The organism is Pseudomonas sp. HLT2-19-2 (assembly GCF_054898005.1).
On sequence record NZ_CM142712.1, the window covers coordinates 1431167 to 1454884 of the forward strand.

A 23718-nucleotide genomic window follows, 5' to 3' on the forward strand; every position below is an offset into this window, starting at 1 on the left:
GCACAGGCATCAGGGGTGTTTGCGGTTGAACCTTATGACGAGGACTTTTGCAGTGCCTGGCGTGTCAGCCGCCTGCTCAGCTCCTTTTCCTGATAGCCAATGTCGTTAAGTAATTGGCCATAAACCTCATCGCTCATCGCTCGATCGACGAGCACGCTACTGTCGGCGATGTCCAGTTGCCTGGCCAGGTCTTGAAGATGCCGTTTGAGGTTTTGCCGGTGCGCTGTCGACCCTCCCTTGGCACTGACCCAGGCCTGTTGGCTTTCGCGCAGTTGATCCAGCAGTTCTGTCTTCTGTTCGTACCGCCGGATGTTGCGTGTGAACTCGTTCGGATACGTATCACGCAAGTATTTTTCCCAGAACGGCAGCTCGATCATGTCATTGATCAAGCCATCGCCGGCTTCCATCGACATCACCGTGTCGAAGGCCGTATTGAGGGTTTTGCCGCTGACGCCCGCTATCGGGCGGAACAACATCGACTCCGACTGCCAGGGTAAACCGAGGCGTTGGGCGAGGCCGGTTTCATAGGCGAGAAATACCTCCACTTCATCAGGATTACCTTCGCGACTGGAGAAGTCAGCGCGCGCGATGTCTTCCACCCGTGCGAGGCGAGCGGCGCCTTTTGCCAGGGTGGCCAAGCTGTTTTCAAGGTCCTCGGTCGACGTCGAAAAGGCATAGGCTTCGGACACCAGCACCTTGATGCCCATGTGGTTGAACACCTGCGCACCGGCATCGGCGCAGGTGGTGGGCGCCGTCGCCATTTCAAACAGGTCCTTGCGCAACCCGGTGTCCAGGTCAATGGCCTCGATCATCCGCCAGACCCGACTGCTGAGCTGGTCGCGCCTTTCACCGCCGGTCCGGTAATCGGCGCCGAGTGTTTGTTTTTGGATCAGCTCAAAAAAGCCTTCGGAGCCAGGCTCGCTCATCAGATCGTGCCAGGCTTCTTCCCTAAAGGTGCCCAGCCCGGAGACGTTGTTACTCCACCATTCGGAGTCGTCCTTCATGGGCCATCGGGCGATCGCGTCCAATGCCACCTGGGCATAGGCTTGCTCAGGCGAAAGGCCGACAGAGCGCCGATATTCCTGGAACACAACCTTATTGGTGTCAGAGAGATCCCATTGATGCACGCGGGTGCGCGCCACGATCAAGGCATCGTGGGAGCCCGGCACCACGGTAGGGATTTCACTGATCGGGTTTTGCTGCAAATCCAGAAAAAAACCCCGGGGCCGAGGCTTGTTGAATGGCCCGAGGACGCCCTGGGGCCATGTGGTGGAGCCCGTGTTGCTCAAGCACAGCACTTTCAGCCTGGGCATGCGCTCAACGTTCGGCAACAGGCCTAATTGCGGGTTGTCGTCGAGCCTGAGGGTTTCCAGACGGGTCAGATTCTTCAGGCGCTCGACATCCGCTGCTGTCAACGTGATCTGGTTGTCGATCAGGCGCAGGGTTCGAAGGAAGTGCATCTGGCCGATGCCTTCGGGCAGTTGTTTCAACTCACAGGCCCTGGCACTCAGCTGCCGTAGATGCGGGAAGTCTTTGAGCAGGCCGGAAGCTTTTGCGGAAAAACGTGTGCGGTCCAGATTCAACGTGTCGATCTGATCAAGGTAGCGTTTCAGATCCGGCAGCTTTTTCCACCACCGCTCAAGGTTGACGGGGAGTATTTCGTTGGACAGGTCCAGCGCATAACCGCCCTCAGCAGTGATACTGCGTTCACCGAAGACCGTCGCCTGGCGCTGGAAACATTCGATAAGGCGCTCGAAAATGTGCAGTCCTCCCTTGTCGCGAAAGGACTGGCTGCCCGGCCCCCAACCATCAGGCTGCTGGAATCGCCACTGATTGAGCAGCACCTTGAGGTCATCCAGCTCGCGTTCTAGTCGTGTCAGTGTGTGATGCCCTTGTTCTTCCGGGCCGAGGGAGCGGACAAAGGTGCGGGTCTCGCGCTCGCTAAAGTGCGGATACAAATCCTCCACCCGTTCGGTGAGCGTGGTCGCCGATCTGGACAGCGTCGGGCCGCGCAACAACAGCATGTCTTCGAATACCGGGGTCGTGCGGATCGGCGGCTCGGCCAGCGCGGTACGACGCTCGGCGGGTGCCTCGGTCTTGGCCTTCACCCATTGCTTAAGAAAATTGCCCTGACCTGGCCAGTAGCCCAACTGCGCCCGTTTGTCCGCGGGCAAGGCTTGGAGGATCGCTTCGTAAAAGTCCTGCGCTTCACTGAGTGAATGACTGTCGCCATCCCTGATTTCATACCGGCCCCTTTCATCCCGGATCAGCACGCGGACCGTCGACGCTTCCTGGGAACCGACACTGCATCGCAGCGGCCCGATGTCCGAGGCGTCACGCACCTCGATCCGCAGACCATGGAAGGTGTCGGTATGAATTCTCAGCGCGTTCAACATCAGCCTTTCGGTTTCCGGCATCCACTGCCCCGCGTCCTCGAACCCGGCATAGGCATGGTTGGTTCGTGCCTCGAAAGCGGCTTCACGGGCGCGGACTTTGATACTTAATGGCAGCTGGCGCTCCTGGGCCATGCGCTCGAGGTCAGCACCTTCGGCGCGGTTCAACAGGGTTTTTGCCGCACGGGTGGGTAACTCGGGATAGGCTCCGCGAATCAGTTGTACCTGAGGATCGGTGCTGGCCTGTGCACCTTGATACAAATAGTTAAATACATCGGCGTAACGACCTTGCGCTTCATCCGCCAGGCGACTGCGCAGTGCTTGCACCTGTTCGGTTTTGGCAAATGTCCCACCGAGCAATGCTTCGAGCTGCGGCTCATCGAGAAAGTCGATCAGGCGTTGCGCAAACTGCTCGCTCAAAATGTGAGAAAGGCTGGTGGACAGGATTTGCTCGTCGGTTGCGGCGGCATTGCCGTACTGGCGCAAAGGCCCTGTCAGATCAGCATTCTGATAAACCTTGATGGCTTTGTCCGCAGGCCAGCCATCCAGGTAAGTCGCCATCGGCTCGAACCAGTAGGAGGAGGGATCGAGCGCCTGACCTGTTCGAATCCGTTGAAGGGTTTCACCGGTCAGCCGCTGGATTTCCAGGCGTTTGAGGCTGTCTTCCAGAAGCGGCGGCGGGGGCATGTGGTCGACGTACATCTTGCGCAATGCGCCGTCTTCAGTGCCGCTGATGATGCGCGCGTTTTCCAGCTCAGCGTCGCTGAAGGCATCGACACTGTGGCCGAGGCGCCGCATCAGTGTCCGCCTTTCCCAGGTCCGCGGGTTCTCCGCTTCAAGGGTCCAGGCACCGAGACCGTTGTGCTGTAACTCGGGCCTGTAGGCATTTTGGCGTTGCGGATGGGTGACGCGGTAATCGCCGGTTTGTGCATCTTTGTGCACGGCGAAATGTTTGTCATCCAGCGGCAGAATTGATTGCCCTTCGTGGGCATGCAGGCCGAGTTTGTCGGGTCTGGAATCGGTCGCCAAGGTCACACGTGATAGTTCGTAAGCTTTAAGATCGGGATGCCACAGCCGTGGCTCACCATTGGGAAGGGTCACCGGTTTCATGCCTTCGACCAGCGGCGACAGTTTCAGCTTGGCTATCTCTCCGAGCTTCGCACCTGCGGCAAACAGGGCCAATTGAATGATGTCCGTGACCACGCCGACGACATGCTCGGCGACTTCAATCCACATCCCTTCGGCCAGGTCGACAATGCCTTCGATAACGTCGCTGGTGATTTGATACGCGGTGTAGACCATCATCAATTCCCCCACGCCGGGGACGAACGGTGTGGCGACCAACAACGCCACATTGAAGATGTCCGAGACTATTTTCTTGAAGTTGTCCCACCACGCCCAGCGTGCATTGCGGTCGGTATCGGCAGTTGACACGGCAATGTGTTGGGCGTCGTTGAGAATTTTGTTCAGTTTTGTCTGGTACAGGTGTTCATAAAGATCGCCTCTGATCGGCGTTACGTTGAATTGCAGATTGACAGCGGTTTTCGGGGTTTCGCGCCAGTTCGGAAGCGGGTCCGTGGTTGCTCTGTCATGCCATTTCACATCGAACAGGCGTTGTTGCAGTTCGCCGAAAAAATGCCCTCGTTGCGTCTGATCAACGAACCGGCTGAAGTACTGTTGATAGCTCATGCCGGTGGAAGAGATGACGGCATTGACGCGCAGTTGCCGAGTCAGTTCGCTCATGAAAGCGCTGGTCGAGGGGTATTCCTTGAGCGGGTGTTCCGGGTCTTGCGGCACGTAAGCGATCACCGGTACGACACCATGATGCCGTTCCAGGTCCGGGGCAATCAGTACGATGCCGGTCAGCCGGCTGTTCAGAATGAACAGTTCAGCGAATTGCATCGGTCTGCCGTTGCGGATGAGGTTGCGCTGGCCGTTAAGCATTTTCAGGATCAGGTCGCGGGCCTCGGCGTCGATATCTCCGGTCATCACCGCCTGTTGTGCAGCCGCCTTGAAGGCCGCTTTCTCGCTGTCAGTGATCCAGCGCTGCAACACATACTGCGCAACGCCATCCCTGGGCCGCAGCTGTTCCTCCAGGTATTGGCTGTAGTGCGCGCCGATGTCCAGTTCGCGGCACAAATTCTGAAACTTGGGGATAGACATCTTGCGTTTGATCGGCAACACCGCGAAGTGCCCATGGGAATCGGGCTGGCTGATGAACTCCGAGTCCGGTTCGCAGGTTTCGTTGGCGGCGAAGTTGTGCAGCGCGGCATCAAGCAGCGATACGGTTCGAGTGACGAACCCATCGTTCGAATCGATGATGTACCAAGGTGTTTCTTTGGGTAAATAAAGATACAAGTAAGTTGTTTTTACATCGACCTCAACACCGAATTGTTTCTTCAGGGCGTCAGCGAGTAATGGTTCGGCGAACTGGTAAACGTTTTGCAACTTGTCGAGGAAACGGTCGATCTTGTTGCGAGAGGACCAGAGTTCGAGGTTGGCATTTTGCAAGTGCGCGTGATCGCGGTCCGTGGCTGTCGTGATCCAGGGTGCAGGCGTTGTTTTCGTTAGGGCCAGCTCTCTGACGCTTCGCAACGGAGCGTTCTTGAATGTGGAGTGAATTCGGCTCTCGATGAACGCGTAATGACGACCTTTATTGTCGGCCGACAGTTCAGACGTACTTCCTTGTAAGTCAGGCATGCTGTTGTTAAACCTTGGGCATTGATAGGAGGCATCAGCCTAACGCCCTCGGCTCAAACTAAAAGCCTGAATTGCCGCTGTTTTTATAAGCGTTCTTCCGCGCAACGCATTGGAATTATCAATGCCGAAAATAATTAATTACCACCCTTTTTTATCCGCGGCGAGCTACCTCGACCGGCAGGCATTGCGTATGAGTACCCGGTTGCAGATACGGCGTCAGAATCGGCGCCATGCCCTTGAGGACCTGGACCGGCAACGCCGAGGTGAACTTGAAGGCCTCCGCCGTGCGCCCCGGCACAAACGCGGTCAAGGTGCCGAAATGGCTATCGCCGATGAAGAACACGAAAGTCGCTGTCCGGTTGATGGATTTCGAGCTGAGAATTCGTCCGCCCGAACCGATAGCTTCAATGCGGTTATCCCCGGTGCCGGTCTTGCCGCCCATGGCCAGCGGGTTGCCGTCCGGCGTAATGAAACTGCCAGAAACACGTTTGGCCGTACCGGCATCCACCACTTGCGACAAGGCTTCGCGCATGGCCGTGGCGACCTCGGAAGGCATCACCCGTTTACCGACGTCCGGGTCGTTGATCAGTTTGGTTTCGTACGGCGTGTTCGCCGCGAAGTGCAGGCTGTCGATGCGCAGGGTCGGCATGCGCACACCGTCGTTGAGGATGGTGCCGATCAGCTCCGCCAATGCCGCCGGGCGGTCGCCGGAACTACCGATGGCGGTGGCCAGTGATGGCACCAGGTGATCGAACGGATAACCGACTTGTTGCCAGCGCTGGTGAATGTCGAGGAACGCTTCGATCTCCAGCATGGTGCGAATGCGGCTGTCGCGTGCACCTTTGTGACGGCTTTTGAACAACCAACTGTAGACTTCCTGACGTTCGAAGTGGCTGGCTTTGACGATCTGGCTCCACTTGGCATCCGGGTTGTTCAGCAGGTAGCCCATCAGCCACAGTTCCAGCGGGTGAACCTTGGCGATGAAGCCCTGATCCGGCAAGTCGTAGACGCCGGGGCTGTAATTTTCGTAGAGCCTTTCGAGACGCTCGTCCGTCAGTTTTTCACTGAGCTTGGCGCCTTTTAGGTGTGAACGCACGAAGGTGTTGAAGCTTTCCTGACTGGCCTGTGGCAACAGATAACGATGCACGGCGGCCATGCGAATCGGCGTCGGGCGCATGCTGTCGAGGAAGGTTTCGAGCCGTGCCTGGGTGTCCTTGTTTTTGTACCTCTTCCAGAACTTCAGCAGGAACGACGTGCCCTCGCGGTCGGCGAACGAGGCCAGGTATTCCTGACGCCGAGGGTCGCGGTCGTCCTTGAGCAATTCGGCACTGCTGTTGGGGCCGGAGTAGGTGGTGTAGCGCACCAGATCACGCATCAGCCGAATGAATGGCAGGTTGATCGACTCACGTATCGCATCGCGCAAAGTGGGCAAGCGGCCGTTGTCTTCTTTGCGGAAGTTCACGAATGTGTGTAATCCACCGCCGGTAAAAAAGGCTTCGCCGGGGCTGGCGGAGTATTTGCGGTCCAGCGCGGCACCAAGCATTGCCGGCAGGTTGTGGTCTTTATTCTGGATCAGGTAATCGACGGCCCAGCGGCTCAGGCGATCCTGATCCGGGACGTCGACTTTCTTCAATTCCGGTACGGTCATCTCAGCGTACTTTTCGTGCAGTTCGGCGATGATTTGCAGATAGGTCGTGAGCACGCGCATTTTCGCGGTGGAGCCCAGTTCCAGCTTGCTGCCTTCATTGATATCGAACGGCTGATCGGTGCTGTCGGTCTGCACCCGCACCCGCGAGCCGTCCGGGGTCAGTTCGAACAGGGTGAAGCTGTAGCGCACTTGCGTGGTGCTGGTGGGGGTGAGCAGTCGTTCGCCCATCAGGCCGATTTGTGTCGCAAAAACCGGGTCGGCCAAATGCTTGAGGTATTCGGTGGCCTGGGTTTGCAGATCGCCTTGCAGCGTGCTGGTGGCCGAGAGATCAAGACGATCGAGGTCGTACAGCGGCCGATTGAGCAACCCGCCCAATCGACTGCGCGCCACGCTGATGCCTTTGTTGGTTTCGATCGGCTGGATGGTGGGTTGGGTTTGCCAGTCGCGATAGGTCACTTTGCTGGCCAAAGCCGCTGCGGCGAGGGGCGCATCGATCACGCCGTTCTGTGCCAGCAGGCGAATGTGGCTGTCGGTGAGGCCGGCCAGCTCCTCGTGACCCTTGGTCAGGTAATGGGAAGGGCGGCGCTGGGCAATCATCAACGAGAGCATTTCACGAAGCGCCAAGCCTTTTTCCGACATGCTTTTCGGATCTGTCGCGTTGCTGGCCAGCCGTTCGTTGGCCTTGTTGAAATCGGCGCCGTACCAGACGCGCAAACCTTCGGCCATGCCATGCACTTCACCGTGGCCCGGTACGGCCGACAGGGGCACGCTGTTGAGGTAATCGCGAACCACGTTCTGCCGGGCTTCGAGGGTCTGCGGTCCGACCTGATAGGCGCGCACGCTGGCGGAAATCATCTGGCGGATTTTTTCCGCGCCCGACACGGTCAGGCCATCGGGTGAATGCCGGTACTTCTCAAGTTGCGTCGCCAGGGTACTGCCGCCCGCCGACTGGCCTGGCAGGTGCAATAACTTGGCGACCTGGGACCATGCCGCCATGCCGAAGCGCGGCCAATCAACCGCGGGGTTGGCCCGGGGCTGACGGGGATCGAGCAGGAAGCGGTTTTCGATGAACAGCAAACTGTTGACCACTACGGGAGGGATCGCCGCAAAGCTTGAATAAAGTTGTTGTGGGTATTTGTACTGGTAGAGCGGTGCCGCTCGGCAATCCGTGATCGACAGTCCAGCCTGAATTTTCTCCGCGTAGGGCACGAAAAGGCCCTTGTCGGTGTAGTCCATCAGCTTTTGGGAAAACCGGCTTTGTGACGCAATAACGTAATCGCGCTTGATCAGACGCGGCAGGAATTCATCCATGGAACTGTAGCCCAGACGCAGGTCGAAAGGTCCGGCGCCCGGATAGCGAATGGCGTCGCTGGGGCCGCGTTGCATGGCATAGGTCAGGGAGGTGGCAAATTGGCTGACTTCCCGGGATTGAAATTTCGAGGTGCGCATTTCCTTGGCAGCAGCCAGACCCAGGACAATCAGAATAATCAGCAACAACAACCAGAAAGCCCCCCAGCCGTGCCGGGAACGACGAGGTTTTTCAGGTAAAGACACTTCATCCACACGTTCAGTCGGAACCACTTTTTTACTCGAATCGGTTTGCCATAAAACGCCCATAGTCGACTGATCCATTCACGCAAATTGATCGGGCTTGTCTGAAGCTTAGACGGTGGTTGGCGATGGCGAAAAAATTGTGAACACACAAATATCGAATTCTCATCGTTAAGTGCCTGTGGAAAGGAGCTTTTGTGGTGAAGGGGTCTGCAATGGTTGAGTTAGACACGTCGAACGGTAAACAAGAGCTGGGCAGGGGGCATGACGACGCACCATTACCGTGCAATACTCCGCGCCGTTTCAGTGACGAATACTCCTGCATAAGCCAGGTAATGCCCCTCCGTAAACCGCGCTTTTCCCGAGAGTTCTCGCTGAATGTTGTGGTTTATAGAGTGAAAAGCCCTGTAGGAAGCTTTTTATACTGCACGCCCCGCTGATCTTGGAGGTTTTGTCCTACAAGACGGGTTTGCCCACGAAGCAGGCCCGGTTTCTCATAAGCAATGACTTACCAGTCAGCGCTTTGTTACTCGGTGGTCATATCCAATAACAAGATGAGGTTGTACCCCTATGCCAGTCGGCAATCACCTGCCCCACGGCGAGACCGCTCAAGGCGGCCCGCTCAAACGCGAACTCGGCGAACGGCATATTCGCCTGATGGCGCTCGGTGCCTGTATCGGCGTCGGCCTGTTCCTCGGTTCGGCCAAGGCCATCGAGATGGCCGGCCCGGCCATCATGCTTTCCTACATCATTGGCGGTCTGGCGATCCTGGTGATCATGCGCGCCCTCGGCGAGATGGCGGTGCACAACCCCGTCGCAGGCTCCTTCAGCCGTTATGCTCAAGACTACCTCGGCCCGTTAGCGGGCTTCCTGACCGGCTGGAACTACTGGTTCCTGTGGCTGGTGACTTGCGTTGCGGAAATCACCGCGGTGGCGGTGTACATGGGCGTCTGGTTCCCCGATGTGCCGCGCTGGATCTGGGCGCTGGCGGCATTGGTCAGCATGGGCTCGATCAATTTGATCGCGGTGAAAGCCTTCGGTGAGTTCGAGTTCTGGTTCGCCCTGATCAAGATCGTCACCATCATTGCGATGGTGATCGGCGGCATTGGCGTGATCGCGTTCGGCTTCGGCAACGACGGCGTGGCGCTGGGGATTTCCAATCTCTGGGCCCATGGCGGCTTCATGCCCAACGGCGTGCAAGGCGTGCTGATGTCGCTGCAAATGGTGATGTTCGCCTACCTCGGTGTCGAAATGATCGGCCTGACCGCCGGTGAAGCGAAGAATCCGCAGAAGACCATTCCCAATGCGATCGGCTCGGTGTTCTGGCGGATCCTGTTGTTCTACGTCGGCGCGCTGTTCGTGATTCTGTCGATCTACCCGTGGAACGAAATCGGCACTCAGGGCAGTCCGTTCGTGATGACCTTCGAGCGTCTGGGTATCAAGACCGCAGCCGGTGTCATCAACTTCGTGGTGATCACTGCCGCACTGTCGTCCTGCAACGGTGGCATCTTCAGCACCGGTCGCATGCTCTACAGTCTGGCGCAGAATGGCCAGGCCCCGGCCGGCTTCGCCACGACCTCGAACAACGGCGTGCCACGTCGCGCTTTGCTGTTGTCGATCGGCGCCTTGTTGCTGGGTGTACTGCTCAACTACCTGGTGCCCGAAAAAGTCTTCGTCTGGGTGACGGCGATTGCCACCTTCGGTGCGATCTGGACCTGGGTGATGATCCTGCTGGCCCAGCTCAAGTTCCGCAAAGGCCTGAGCGCCAGCGAACGTGCCGGCTTGAAATACAAGATGTGGCTGTACCCGGTCAGCTCCTATCTGGCGCTGGCGTTTTTGGTGCTGGTGGTCGGCCTGATGGCCTACTTCCCGGAAACCCGCGTGGCGCTGTATGTAGGCCCTGCGTTCCTGGTATTGCTGACGGTGTTGTTCTACGTGTTCAAGCTGCAACCGACCAATGTGTCGCAAGGTGCAGTGCGTTCGGCTTCGTAAGGCGTAACGCCTGAAATGAAAAAGCCCCGGTCCATTGGCCGTAAGGCTGTTCACTTAAGGTTGGGGTACATATCCGTTTCTGCGGTAACGGCTGCTGGCGGTTTCGCTTTTACAGCGAGTCACTTGGAAATACGGAATGCCGCCCAACACCAAGTAACCAAGGGCTCTTGCCCCGCCATTCGGTGCCTCGCCTAGGCTCGGCATGCCCTCACTCCGGCATTGCTCCGGGGGCCCGCCGCCATCGGCCATCCATGGCCGGGGGCGGCTACCGCGGCATCCTTGCCGCGGTACCCCCTGCGCAACGCCTGCGTTCGGCCTCTGGGAAAAGGGGCGGCAGATCTGGAGCCAAAGCTAAGCAACAGCAACGGCAAGATCAAAAGATCGCAGCCTCGCTTTGCTCGACAGCTCCTACAAGGAAATGCGTTCACTTGAAGCCAGGCCGGCCGGTAGGCCGCCTCGCTTTGGCTATTGCGGTGCACGCCCCCTCGAGAGGCCGAGTGGAGGTTCTGCGCAGTGGGCAACCCGGCATGGATGCCGGGTTAGCCGCCCCCGGCCATGGATGGCCGATGGCGGCGGGCCCACGGAGCAGGACCGGAGCGAGGGCATGCCGAGCCTAAGCGAGGCACCGAACGAAAGGGGCAAGAGCGCTTTGGTTACTTTCGCGCTTTTCGAAAGTGACACGCTGTAAGAGCGGAACCATAAGCCGCCGTGACCGCAGAAACGGATATGTACACGATCAAAACCCGCCCGGCTTTCTGGCCGCCATCCATTTTTTTAAGCGAACAGCATTCCGATCCATTGGCAGGGCTTTTTGCATTTCAGGCTGTCGCGGTTTGCACTGATCGATTCAGGCGTTTATTGAAGTCCAGCCACGCCCCCAGCAACGCCATCACCCCGGCACCCACCAACGCCGTGAAAACCTGCATGGCAAACGCATCGTCGGTCAGAGCGTTGAGCATGTCCGCCAAGGGCGCCAACAGCACGCCGAGGCAGAAAACTTCCAGAGAGTAGCGCCCCATGCGGCAGCATTGCTGCGCCAGCCAGTTTTGCGTCCAGCCGCCGCCGGGCAAGAGCCTGGCGGTGACATAGGCCAGCGCCAGGAAGTGCAGCAGACGGACCGGCGACAGATCGGTTTTGCTGATCGGGTACAGCAAGTTGCTCAGGCTGGCGGGCATCACGGCATCGTGTATTTCCGGCCAGCGCCAGGAGACCGTAATCACGCCGGTAACCACCACGTACACCGCCGCGCTGACAAACAAGGGCTGGCGCAACAGCGGGCGAGCGTCGGGCAACCGTGGCCGCTGCCCGTGAACCGCCGCAAAGCCGCCGAGGACAAACAACAGTTGCCAGGTGACGGGGTTGAAGTACCACACACCGTCCTTGATTGCCGCAAGGTTCCAGCCAAACCGCGGTGCCAGCAGGTACACCGCCAATGACACCGCTACGACCGCCCACGGCTTGCGCACCAGCAACGGCAGGATCAGTGGCAATCCTGCCAGCAGCACGATGTACAGCGGCAGCGGGTCCATCAGGTTTGGCTTGAAGCGCAGCAGTAACTCATCCGTCAACGCTTGCTGGGGGTTGGTGACGAAGTGATGCAGGCCCATTTCCTCCACCAGATCGCGGGTTTCCACATGGCTGTTGGCGAAGAACACGATGCCCATCAGCATTGCCAGCAGGAAAATGTGGACCACGTAGAGCACCCAGGCGCGCCGCAGAATCTTCACGCAGGCGATCAGGTAACCATCGCGCGCAAGAATTTTGCCGTAGGCCAGAACGGCCGCATAGCCGGCGAGAAACACGAATATTTCTGCGGCATCGCTGAAACCGACGTTGCGCAGGGTGATTTGGCCAAGGGGGTTTTGCGGCACGTGATCCCAAAAGATGAAGATCAGTGCCAGGCCGCGAAAAAAGTCGATTCGGTGATCGCGCTCAAACGTCATGACGGCGGGCTCGTGAACGGGTGTTGAAATAAGGAGTAGCCGAAGGCGCCAAAAGGTTACGCGCCGCACATCGGCGGCGCGCAGGGTGGCGTGATTCGCAGGCAATTGCAAAGCCGGGGTATTTCGGGATGTCTCCCGGCATGGCGGTGGCCCTAACCGCTGTCGCATAGAGCCGCTGGTCTGAAAGGCACGCAGACCTGTGATTTCTGACAGTAGACAGGTTCAAAGTTTTATGACGTGAAACGGGAGAGTCACCATGAGGCTCTTGTGGAAAGGATTTTCCAGCTACACGGTGGTCGGGGTCGCCAACACGCTGATCCACTGGCAAATCTTTTTCCTGCTGAGTGTGGCGGCTGACTTGAGTCAAGCTGTCAGCAACCTGGCAGCCTTCTGCGTTGCCGCCTCGTTTTCCTTCTACATGAACGCGCTTTACACCTTCGATGCCAAAGCCTCGGTTGGCGGTTATCTTTTGTTTCTGGGGGCCATGGGAGGTTTGAGTCTGGGCGTCGGCCATGCAGGAGACGTGTGGAAACTTCACGGTCTACTGACGGTGGCCATGTTTTCGGCATTGAGCCTGGTGCTTGGCTTTCTGTTTTCAAAGTACGTGGTCTTTCGCGAGCGTAACGCATGAAAGTCTCGTTAATCGTTCCGGTGTTCAATGAAGAACAGGCGATCAGCCTGTTTTATCAGGCAGTGCGTCGCGAGTTGAGGCTTGGGCAGGCAGAGGTCGAGATCGTGTTCATCAACGACGGCAGTTCCGACCGCACGGCTGATGAGGTCAAGGCCCTGGCGCAGGCCGATGATCAGGTATTGCTGATCAACTTCTCGCGCAACTTCGGCAAGGAACCGGCGTTGTTCGCCGGCCTGGAATATGCCACCGGCGATGCGGTGATTCCCATGGATGTGGATTTGCAGGATCCGATCAGCGTCATCCCGCGGTTGATTGATGAATGGCAAAAAGGTGCGGATGTGGTGCTGGCCAAGCGCCGGGATCGTACCGCCGATAGTTACCTGAAACGCCATAGCGCGTCGCTGTTCTACCGTGTGCTTAACCGTATCGCTTACACCCGGATCGAAGAAAACGTCGGGGATTTCCGGCTGATGGATCGCAAGGTGGTCAACGTTATACGTGCGCTCCCCGAGCACCAATTGTTCATGAAAGGTGTGCTGTCGTGGGCAGGGTTCACCACCGTGGTCGTGGAATACGAGCGAGCCGAGCGAGTGGCGGGCACCAGCAAGTTCAATGGCTGGAAGCTCTGGAACCTGGCGCTGGAAGGCGTGACTTCGTTCAGTACAGTGCCGTTGCGTTTATGGACTTACGTCGGTGGCGGTATTTCGATCTTCGCGGTGCTCTACGCGGTGTACATGGTGCTGGACAAGGTTTTGTTCGGTAACAGCGTCCCCGGTTACCCATCGTTGATGACGGCCATTCTGTTTCTCGGCGGCGTACAGCTGATCGGCATCGGCATCCTCGGTGAATACGTCGGCCGAATCTACATCGAAGCCAAGCATCGGCCGCGCTACATCGTCAAAGACGTCGTCGGCGGCAAAGACCGGCTCGGGTTTTAGCATGGGCAGGTTCAGCGACTTTTTCAGCAAGGAACTCGGGCGCCGCCAGGTCGGGCTGTTTTTTCTGTTGGCGACCTTTGTGTATGTCGTTCCGCTCATCCTTGCGGACTATCCGTATATCGATGACAACTGGCGATCGTTGTCAGCCGGTACAGCCTGGGCGGGGCAGGGGCGACTATTCACCGAGCTGTTCTACAACCTGCTCACCTTCAGCGATGCCGCGCCGAACATTTTTCCGCTGCCGCTATTGATCGCCACGCTGGCCATGGCCGCGGCGTTGACGAGCTTGACGTTTCATTACTACCCGCAACCGACGATTGCTTGCTGCCTGGTGCCGTTGCCGCTCTGGTACAACCCGTTCTTTCTGCAAAACCTGTCCTATCAATACGACGGTCCTGCCATGGCCTTGAGCCTGGTGGCGGTCATCTACGCCATCACGTTTCGTCACCCTTCGCGCATTCTGCAGTGGCTGGTGCCGTCTTTCCTGATTGCCTTGGCGATAGGGCTGTATCAGGTGAGCTTCAATGTGTTTCTCGGGTTGTGTTGCCTGGAGGTGCTCAGGAGCGCGAATGACAAACTAGCCTGGCCGCAGTGGTGCGGTTTGATCGGCTGGAAAATCGCTCAGGCCTTCCTGGGCTGCCTGATTTACGCCGTCAGTGCTTATCCGTTCACTCAACAGAATCGTACCCTGCTGCTGAACTGGACAGCGGAACCGTTGCTGCAACTGCACGTCAACATCGCCAGGGTGCTGGAAAAAGTCGTGCTGCTGTTTCACGGCGGATTTGCCTGGGTCTTCGCCGGATTGTTGCTGTGTGCTATTGCCGGCGCGGTTCGCCTGGGGCTCAACGTCGTGGCGCGTCAGGACAGCACGGCGAACAAAATTCTGATCGGTCTGATCTGTGTGCTGGCATTACCGGTAGTGACCTTGCTGGTGTCGGGTATGGCGCTGTTTTTTCGGGACTTCAATGAAGGGGCCAGGACACTGATGGGCTTCGCGGTCCTGTTGGTGCTGTTGTTCTACTTGAGCCATCTGGCGCTGGCACGAATCCACGAATGGCTGCCGCTGTTGCTGGCGGTTCCGTTGTTGGCAATGCTTTCGCTGTCGTACGCCTATGGGCGGGTGCTGACGGTGCAGAAAGCCTTTGCGTCCAGCGCGCTATTGAGTCTTGAGCGCGACATCGCGTCGAATCGACAACTGCGCGAGGCCAAGCGCATTTACCTGTCGGTGACCTATTCCGATCACTGGCTGCCGGGGGCGGCGGGCTCGTTCAAGCAGATGCCGGTGTTGCACTATCTGCTGAACATCGACTTTTTCATGCTGGCCGAGAACCTGCCGAAAGTGGGCATCACCAACGTGGTGGCGGAGAGGGAGCGACGTAACGCGACCCGGGTGGGTTATCTAGGTTATCCACCGGTGGTAGAGAACCCTTACTACCGGATTTATCTACTGGGTGATTACGGTTTTATCGTCATGAAAGAGCCGGCCCCGATCAAGGCGCTTCGCTGGTGAAATGTGAAGGACGCAGCTCGCGACGACATCGTCTGAGAGTGACCGTTAGTCTCGAATGCTCGCCTACCTGTCACTTCTGACAGTAGACCATTACAGGGTTGTCACTTAGTTTGAAAGACACTTGAAACAGGGCTATTGGCAGGAACCAGCATGGAAAGTTTATGGAAAGGATTCTTTAGCTACGCGGTGATTGGGGTGGCCAATACGCTCATTTATTGGCAGATTTTTTTCGTGCTCACCACGGCTGGCGAACTCAATCAGGCAACCAGCAACTTTGCAGCGTTTTGCGTCGCTGCTTCGTTTTCGTTCTATGTAAATGCGCTTTTTACGTTTGATACCCAGGCGTCGGTCTACAGATATCTGCTATTTGTCGGCTTCATGGGCGTATTGAGCTACGGCGTCGGGCGCGTTGCTGATATGTGGCAATTTCATGGGCTCGTGACCGTTGCTTCGTTTTCTCTGTTGAGCCTGGTAGGCGGGTTCTTATTCGCGAAACTTGTAGTGTTTCGTGAGCGCGAGGCATGAAGATTTCGTTGTTCGCAGGCCTGGAGTATGCCAGTGGCGATGTCGTCATCCCCATGGATGTGGACTAGCAAGACCCGATAGATGTCATTCCACGCTTTATTCGCGAATGGGAGAACGGTGCCGAAGTGGTCTTGGCCAAGCGTCGTGATCGCTCATCCGACAGCTATCTCAAACGTCAATGCGCGGCGATGTTCTACCACCTGCTGAACCGTATTGCTTACACCCACATTGAAGAAAACGTCGGCGACTTTCGCTTGATGGATCGCAAGGTGGTGGACGTGATCAAGACGCTGTCCGAACAGCAACTATTCATGAAAGGCGTGCTGGCCTGGGCCGGGTTTAGCACGGTAGTCATCGAGTACGACCGTGCATCGCGATCGTCAGGCAAGAGCAAATTCAATGGCTGGAAGTTGTGGAATCTGAGCCGAACCGTTTGAAAAGGATTATCTAAACGATGAATGCTATCCGAGCCTTCCGCAGCCGATCTTCGAACCTGACTGTTGACAGTGTTGGTTTGATCGCGGTGATCATCCTTGCTTTGATCGTGCGATTTCACGCTATCACCGTGCCGTCTATCTGGTATGACGAGGCCTTCAGTCTGCTGCTTGCCAGGGAAACACCCTGGCAGATCTGGTCCATTACTGCTCGGGACGTCCATCCATCTCTTTACTATGTCTTGTTGCATTAGCTGTTCTTCGGAGACAGCGTTTTGTCTGTGCGCTCGCTGAGTGCACTGGCAGACGTCGGCACGCTGTTGCTTTGCGTGAAATTGATGAGTCTAGTGGCGACGCGAAGGGCAACCTGGATAGCTGCGTTGTTATTAGCCTTGCTACCTATCCTGATGGTTTTTCTGCTGTCACTGATCGTCCCCCTTTTTGTCCCTAGGTACCTAATGTTCGCTGCTGTCGGGTTACCCATGATCTGTGCTGTTGCACTTGATTCGTGGGGGCCACGGCGAACCCTGTTTGTCGCCGTGGCAGTGGCTCTCTTGGTCGTGGTGGAAGTACAGGGACTCTTCGCTGTTTACAGGCAAACAGATGGATTGGATGGAACCTCTCTGCGCAAGGATTTCAGGCTGGACGCAATGGCGGTCGAGATTACCCGTCAGGCGCATCCGGGTGACAAAATCGTTTTCGACTCTCTGATCTATTACTTACCGTTCACCTACTACAACACCTCAGGTATCCAGCCGAGATTTCACATCAAATCGTCGTTGAGTGGATTGCGCGATGACCTTGATCGAGGCGGATACGCGCTCATACCACAGCACCAGAAGTGGGTCTTTTTCAATGACGTTCGTGAATTAAAACTGAGTGCCGGGAGGGTCTGGTGGATAACCGACTTACCTGCATCTGAAAATGAGGTGTTGTTCGCCAATGACTGGAAACAAACACTGACGATCAAGGGTGCGGGGATCGAGGCCCGCCTATTCACGTTCGATGCAGCACCAACCTCGCCCGAGGCTGACGCGCAATCAATGCTTACGCAGCAGCCACCTCATTAGGCTCAAAACTATCCGCCCGAGCCATCTGCCACATCCGCGAATAAAACTCACCATTCACTTCACCGGTCAGCAATTCCCCCGGTTTCAAGAACACATGCAACTGCGAGAACAGTTTGATCTCGGTCGCCGACATGCGCCGTACCAAATGTTTGGCTGATAGCTGCGAAGGATGTTCCAGTCCCGCAGCGGCAAGCATTTCCGCCAAAGCTTTGAGTGTATTGCGGTGAAAGTTGAAGACGCGTTGGGCCTTGTCGGGCACCACCAACGCGCGTTGGCGCAGAGTGTCCTGGGTGGCGACGCCGGTCGGGCATTTGTTGGTGTGGCAGCTTTGCGATTGAATACAGCCGATGGCGAACATGAAGCCGCGCGCCGAGTTGGCCCAGTCGGCGCCGATGGCCAGGACGCTGGCGATGTCGAAGGCGCTGACGATCTTGCCGCTGGCGCCGAGTTTGATTTTGTCCCGCAGGTTCAGGCCCACCAGCGTGTTGTGCACGAACAGCAGGCCTTCGCGCATCGGCACACCAATGTGGTCGGTGAATTCCACGGGCGCGGCACCGGTGCCGCCTTCCTTGCCATCGACAACGATGAAGTCCGGGAGAATGCCGGTTTCCAGCATGGCCTTGGCGATGCCCATGAATTCCCACGGGTGGCCGAGGCAAAATTTGAAGCCCACCGGTTTGCCGCCGGACAGTTCACGCAGTTGCGCGATGAAGTGCATCAGTTCGATCGGCGTGGAAAACGCACTGTGGCGTGACGGTGAAATGCAGTCTTCGCCCATCAGGATGCCGCGGGTTTCGGCGATTTCCTGGGTGACTTTGTGCTTGGGCAGAATCCCGCCATGACCGGGCTTGGCGCCCTGGCTCATCTTGATTTCGATCATCCGCACTTGCGGCGTCTGCGCTTGTGCGGCGAAGCGTTCCGGGTCGAAGCGCCCGTCGGCGGTGCGGCAGCCAAAGTAGCCGCTGCCGAGTTCCCAGGTCAGGTCGCCGCCGTTTTCCCGGTGGTAAGCGCTGATGCTGCCTTCGCCGGTGTCATGGGCGAAGTTGCCGAGTTTGGCGCCCTGGTTCAGCGCGCGAATGGCGTTGGCGCTGAGGGAGCCGAAGCTCATGGCCGAAATGTTGAACACTGACGCCGAGTACGGCTGCGTGCACTGCGGGCCGCCGACGATCACCCGGAAACTGCTCGGGTCGCTCAACGGCGCCGGGCGCATGGAGTGGCCGATGAATTCGAAGCCTGATTGATACACGTCGATCAACGTGCCGAAGGGTTTGTCGGCGCTTTCGTTTTTGGCGCGCGAATAGACCAGCGAACGCTGGGCCCGGGAGAAGGGCAGGGCGTCGCTGTCGGATTCGAGCAGGTACTGACGGATTTCTTATTAGGGGCGCCTCGAAAACTGTACTAACCCGGAGAAGGCCGGGATAGAGGCTTGCGCCATCATTGTGCCTTTACTGGTCTATGGCACTAAGTGTACTATTTGCCGGTTCTGGGAAAGGGGTTGTTGAGTGGTTACGGTAGAGATCGCGGCAAAGGTTGTAATCGATGACAGTGGCATCCAGTCCGAGGTCCCCGTCCTTTTGGCATCGGGAGGAGTCGTACTCCCCCTTCTGAAATACATCCTCAGACACCAGCATGACCGAAGCCTAAGCTGGCAGCGGATGGTGCTTCGTGCTGTCAGGCTGTTGATCGACTACATGTCAGTTAACGAGTCGAGCTTCGACGATCCCAAGTCCCTGTTTCAGGCATTCGCGACAAGGCTGTACACCGGGACAATCGGTGATGATGGAACTGACCCCTCAGGGTTGTATTGGTCTCCTTCGAGCAGGGCTCTTGCTGGTCGTCATATCGTTGCGCTCCGAGGGCTTACTGACTATTTGGCTGAAGAATGCGGTGCCGTGCATTTGAATCCTCTCGTACGCGCCTCTACTCACGACCAGCGCCTGATGTATGCCGCTTGGCACAGGCGAACCCATCACGATTTCCTCGGCCACATTCAAGACAAGACAGCTGGCTCGACGGCGATGTCTGCGCGGAACATCAAGGGCGCTCAGCGACTAAGCAAGCTGGATGACGATGCCATTGCTTTTCCAGAAAGACTCTTCGAGAGCTTATTTCTTGATGGTTTCGGAAGTGCTAAAGATCGCCGATGCGCGGTTCGTGACCAACTGATCCTACTGTTGATGCACGGCGGCAGCCTCAGGGAGAGTGAGCCACTGCACCTCTGGGTTCAAGACGTCCACATTGATCCAGCAAATCACGCAAATGCCCAGGTTCGTATATATCACCCAGAAGACGGCAGGGCTCCTGACGATTGGAAGTCGCGAACAGGAAAATCGAACCGCTCTGCCTATTTGCGTGAAGTCTATGCATTGACCCCTCGCACTAAACTGTCAGGGACACAACACGTCGGGTGGAAGTCGAGAGTCGTTGATCATCTCGATCACTTTATGCAGGTTCACTGGTTTCCCCTGGAGTTTGGGATCTTATTTCTCAAGCTGTGGCGAGAGCACTTACTGTATTTAGCGTCTGTTGAAAGACACCATCCCTATGCGTTTGTGTCTTATGAACAGTCAGTCGTGGGCGAGCCTTATAAACTTGGCGCTTTTAATGAGAACTATGCCAATGCACTCGCTAGGATTGGTTTTTCAACCTCTAAAGTTGAAGGTCTATCTCCTCACGCTCATCGTCACGCCTATGGCCGCAGAATGAGGCGAGCGGGCCTGGACCCGATGACTATTAAGAAGGCAATGCATCACTCCTCTCTAGAGTCACAAGTGCCTTATACATCACTTGGTCTGGCCGATGTTACTACCGCTCTGGAAGCTGCAAGATTACGCGTAGAGAGCGGGGAGGGCGATGAAAAAATGATCCCTTCCTTCTCAAGTTGGAATGATGTACTTAAATCTGGTTTTGAAGATATTGATCCACGTGGCTATATGTCAGGTCTTTATCCTAAGTTGAGGAAGTAGGTTTGTGGTAAAAGGTAAAAGAGAAGAATATAACGGACGTAGTGAAGATTACGAGTTTACGTGGCTAGCAGAGCGTGGCTTGAAGTGGAATGTGTGGCGCGAATGGATGTCCGGCTGGATCGCGAGTAATAAATCCGGCGTGCATCACAGAATGCGGGCATTAATCTGGTTCACTAACGTGTATTTGCCGTTGATACCGAACCCCTCCGATGCCCATGGTCTGTTTAGGCTATCCACACAAACCAGCCTGCCTGACCTTCAAACTGCGCTGGAACAGACCATGTCTGTAGCCACGGCAACTGGTATTCGCAATCATATTTATAGTTTTTTTGAGTGGATTCTTGATGGGTATTACACTGAGCCAGATGATCGAGGTGTCAATTTAAGAACGGTTGCCAACCCATTCTCTAAAGGGAAATATGTCAGTGGTCATGTTTCTGAGTCCGTATACACCCCTCTTCCCTACGCATATATCAGAGAGGCACGAGAGATTCTTTGCCCAAATGATCGGGGAAGTTTCTCTGATTGGAAATGGGCGCACCTTCAATCGGGTCAGATGAGATCCAATGGTCGTGAGGCTGGAAGAGGCGGTGATTGGTTTGCTGTAGATCCATCTGTGATAGATAAGGATGATCCTGACTGCGTTTGGCGTAAGCGAACAGTTATCCGTTATAATGGTAAAAATAACGCTGATCTGGATATCTATGAAATATGGGCTCCAGTACGCTCAGTTGCTCTACTTCTTAAATTGCACTTGCCGTTGCGCACCTACCAAGTTAGGTTCTTGGACTCAGGGGAGGCGGATACTTGGCGATATGTAAATGGTAGCTGGGTTATTAATGATCAGCACAAGTTTGCTCTGGGAAGCGAGAGGAACCCTTGGGGTCGAGGTGTATTTTGCCGGGTGCATAATAAAGATACTGGCGAGCATATGACCGGTCTCCATGTGAATACCAATAAAACTGCTGATAAAAATAAGGAAGAAAGAGAGCGCGGTTACACCATCCCTTGGCAGCATGAAGACGTTTTATATTGGCTTGAGAAGTTAAGGAATTGGCAGGAAAAATATAATCCAATCGACCGTCCTCAGCCTTGTATCGACTTGGATTCCAGTACGCACTTTGGGTTCAACAAATCGGAAGACCAACGACGGGAGATGGGTAGTATTTGTTTCTTGTTCCGGGATGCTGCGCATCTTCAGGGAGGGACAAGCAAGCCAATTACTCGATCAGTGATGGATACGCTTTGGTACAAGCTTTTGTCTGCATTGCAGGAACGAGTGCACGACCGGGGCCAAACCTTGTCCGACGGCTCAAAATTTGAGTTTGTACAGGATTATCCTGATGAATATGAAGGTAAGTTCGCGCCGAAAAAGGTTGCGACGCACTTTCCCCTTCACAGTTTGCGTGTCTCCCTTTTGACCTGCTACGCGATGGAAGGGAGTGTTCCCATGCCTGTGCTTTCAAAGCTGATCGCGGGGCATTCTCGATTGCTGATGACGCTCTATTACGTAAAGCCTTCCATCTCGCAAGTATCGAACGCGATGAGCGAAGCTTCGAAGAAGGTAGATGCCGCGCAACATGAGAGCCTCAGGGTATTCCTCAAAGATGCCAGCTTGCGTCAGATCACCAGTAAAACTGTCTACCAAGACCAGGCTTCAATCGAGATGGCCATGGCGAACCGAAATCCTCTGGGGTGGGAGCATCGTCATATTGGACTTTGCTTGGTCGGCGGCAATACGGTCAAGTCAGATGAAAAGAGCACTGTGGGTGGTTGCTGGAATGGTGGAGAACTCTTCGGTCAAAGGGGTGTTCCCATTTATCTTGCTGTGCCTCATGGGCCTGAAAACTGCATTAGGTGTCGTTGGTTCATCACAGACGCTCGCTATCTCGATCCGCTGCGCGCGCACTTCAATAATTTGAGTTACAAGGCGTCATTAGCGGCGAAGTTAGCCGTCGAACATGAGCAGATCAGGGATGAGTTGCTTGAGGAGCGGTATTTCGCCCAGGAGGAGGGTAAGCCATTCACCCGCCAAGCTGAGCTTCAACAAGCTGAACGTCGGTATGAAAAGCAGATTACTGAGGCCGATGAGTACGCCAAAGATTTGGTCGCGTGCTTTCAGATCATCGGTCGTCTTGTGTCGATTGAAGAAGATCGTGAAGAGGGTGACGAGAGTACAAAGCTGGTTGCCGTAGGTAGCATGGAGGACGTGCGTCATCCCATCTCGTTTATCGAAACTGACTCCGAAATGCTGCAACTCGCTCAGATTTGTGAAGACGCCGAAATCTACCCGGATCTGATGGATGATATTCGTAAATCCCCTGCGGTCGAAAAGCGTTCTAGAGCTTTGAACCGTGTGCTCATGTCGCAGGGATACGTTCCTATTTTTATGAACATGGATGACCGTATGCAGTTGATCGCCGGGAACGCGATGATGCGTGCGATGGCCTCAAAGGCGAACCCGACAAACCAGCTGGAGGGCTTCAGGATGGCGTCTGGTGTGTTGGAGGCGGGGCAGAACCTTGGACTGCTGCCATCAGGCATCTCTGCGCTGGAGCACACCTTTGAGGCGCCTGTGATCAAGCTTGTTGACCTGCTTTCGATTTCCCCAAGTCATCAGGGAGTGCTCTAGGATGATTGATCCGAGTATTGTTTTCGAAGACCTCGCAGCGAAGGCGAATGCGCAACAGCGGAAATCCCTGACGGTGCTCAATGCCGTCTTGGCCGAGCATCATGCAGCGGGAGAGAAAAACTTCTCCATTGCTGAGATAGCACGCCTTTCGGTAGCTAAGGGTGGCCCGTCTACTTCGACTATCCGCAACAAAACCGGTATGTGCTTCCGCCAGCTTATCGAGGTTTGGGCTGCCAAATCTGGTATGTCGATGAAGAAGCCCATCAATCCACGGTTGAAGTCGAACTCAGTTCCGAAGGACAACGAGCTGTTGCACCGGATTCATGACCCGGCATTGCGGGGCGTCTTTGGAATGATCATTGCCGAGCGGAACAGATACCGGAATGAGCTGAACACTCTGAAAGGGCAAAGTGAATTCGTAATTGATTTGCGGCCGTTGAAAATGCCCCCACCCGCAAAGGCTAATGATGAGAATATCCAAGTGATTCCGTCGCTGCGTGGTGTCTTGAATGAAAGCGAAATTGAAGCCCTGAAGGGGGCTATCGATGATGCGTTCATCGAGAAGCAGGGCTGGGTGGTGGGTAAGGCGGGCCAAGTGAGAGGTGAGTTTGGTCCGCTCTACAAACACGGCTACGTTAATGCGATCAAGAAGGTGCTTGCTGAGATTGAGTGAAACTCCCCTGAGGAGTAAGGGGGAAGACCACTTGGATATGCTGGGCTCATTCGGGGCGTAAGCCTCGGTAATTACCCGCTTAGGCGGGATGAGTCCAGTGGGTGGTGGTCAC

General features: G+C 56.1%; 12 protein-coding genes and 2 pseudogenes. 10 read left to right on the plus strand and 4 right to left on the minus strand.

Going from position 1 to position 23718, the window contains the following annotated elements:
* Positions 1-32: 32 nt before the first annotated feature.
* Both ACYZTU_RS06635 and ACYZTU_RS06640 read right to left on the minus strand, forming a co-directional pair.
* Positions 33-5093, minus strand: a complete 5061-nt coding sequence (locus ACYZTU_RS06635) for an NEL-type E3 ubiquitin ligase domain-containing protein (protein WP_461968877.1) — start codon at positions 5091-5093, stop codon at positions 33-35.
* 151 nt (positions 5094-5244) lie between these two features.
* Entirely contained in the window at positions 5245-8358 is a 3114-nt protein-coding gene (locus ACYZTU_RS06640; RefSeq protein ID WP_461968879.1) for a transglycosylase domain-containing protein, read from the minus strand.
* 504 nt (positions 8359-8862) lie between these two features.
* Between ACYZTU_RS06640 and ACYZTU_RS06645 the strand changes: the two genes are divergently transcribed.
* Positions 8863-10284 carry an amino acid permease gene (locus tag ACYZTU_RS06645; RefSeq protein ID WP_461968881.1) on the plus strand — a complete coding sequence of 474 codons (1422 nt, stop codon included), beginning with the start codon at positions 8863-8865 and terminating at the stop codon, positions 10282-10284.
* 818 nt (positions 10285-11102) lie between these two features.
* Here the strand turns inward: ACYZTU_RS06645 and ACYZTU_RS06650 are convergent.
* Positions 11103-12227 carry an OpgC family protein gene (locus ACYZTU_RS06650; RefSeq protein WP_461968883.1) on the minus strand — a complete coding sequence of 375 codons (1125 nt, stop codon included), beginning with the start codon at positions 12225-12227 and terminating at the stop codon, positions 11103-11105.
* Between the two features lie 256 nt (positions 12228-12483).
* Here ACYZTU_RS06650 and ACYZTU_RS06655 point away from each other — a divergent pair, with 256 nt between their 5' ends.
* The 6 genes and pseudogenes from ACYZTU_RS06655 (at position 12484) to ACYZTU_RS06680 (ending at position 17335) form a co-directional block, all read left to right on the plus strand.
* Positions 12484-12858: a GtrA family protein gene (locus ACYZTU_RS06655; RefSeq protein WP_461968885.1), complete on the plus strand. Its 375-nt coding sequence runs from the start codon at positions 12484-12486 to the stop codon at positions 12856-12858.
* Positions 12855-13796 (plus strand): glycosyltransferase family 2 protein, encoded by a 942-nt coding sequence (locus ACYZTU_RS06660; protein WP_461968887.1) that lies wholly within the window; start codon positions 12855-12857, stop codon positions 13794-13796. The genes ACYZTU_RS06655 and ACYZTU_RS06660 overlap by 4 nt, the downstream gene beginning before the upstream one ends.
* Before the next feature lies 1 nt (position 13797).
* Positions 13798-15306 (plus strand): glucosyltransferase domain-containing protein, encoded by a 1509-nt coding sequence (locus tag ACYZTU_RS06665; protein ID WP_461968889.1) that lies wholly within the window; start codon positions 13798-13800, stop codon positions 15304-15306.
* A gap of 150 nt (positions 15307-15456) precedes the next feature.
* The gene (locus ACYZTU_RS06670; protein ID WP_461968891.1) at positions 15457-15831 is read left to right on the plus strand and encodes a GtrA family protein; all 375 of its coding nucleotides are present in this window, start codon (positions 15457-15459) and stop codon (positions 15829-15831) included.
* Positions 15825-16256, plus strand: a pseudogene (locus tag ACYZTU_RS06675) (glycosyltransferase); the annotation flags it as partial. The gene ACYZTU_RS06670 and the pseudogene ACYZTU_RS06675, both read left to right, overlap by 7 nt.
* Before the next feature lie 284 nt (positions 16257-16540).
* A complete protein-coding gene (locus ACYZTU_RS06680) occupies positions 16541-17335 on the plus strand; it encodes a hypothetical protein (RefSeq protein ID WP_461968893.1) in 795 nt (264 codons plus the stop codon).
* Here ACYZTU_RS06680 and ACYZTU_RS06685 read toward each other — a convergent pair.
* Positions 17313-18707, minus strand: a pseudogene (locus tag ACYZTU_RS06685) (FMN-binding glutamate synthase family protein); the annotation flags it as partial. The gene ACYZTU_RS06680 and the pseudogene ACYZTU_RS06685 overlap by 23 nt on opposite strands.
* Positions 18708-18837: 130 nt before the next feature.
* Between ACYZTU_RS06685 and gmtY the strand changes: the two are divergent.
* Genes gmtY through gmtX form a run of 3 tightly spaced genes read left to right on the plus strand, consistent with a single transcriptional unit; the run spans position 18838 to position 23606 of the window.
* The gene (gene gmtY / locus ACYZTU_RS06690; RefSeq protein WP_461968895.1) at positions 18838-20301 is read left to right on the plus strand and encodes a gamma-mobile-trio recombinase GmtY; all 1464 of its coding nucleotides are present in this window, start codon (positions 18838-18840) and stop codon (positions 20299-20301) included.
* Positions 20302-20305: 4 nt separating this feature from the next.
* On the plus strand, positions 20306-22933 hold the full coding sequence (gmtZ, locus tag ACYZTU_RS06695) for a gamma-mobile-trio integrase GmtZ (RefSeq protein ID WP_461968897.1): 2628 nt from the start codon (positions 20306-20308) through the stop codon (positions 22931-22933).
* Position 22934: 1 nt separating this feature from the next.
* Positions 22935-23606, plus strand: a complete 672-nt coding sequence (gmtX, locus tag ACYZTU_RS06700; RefSeq protein ID WP_461968899.1) for a gamma-mobile-trio protein GmtX — start codon at positions 22935-22937, stop codon at positions 23604-23606.
* The last annotated feature ends 112 nt before the right edge of the window (positions 23607-23718 follow it).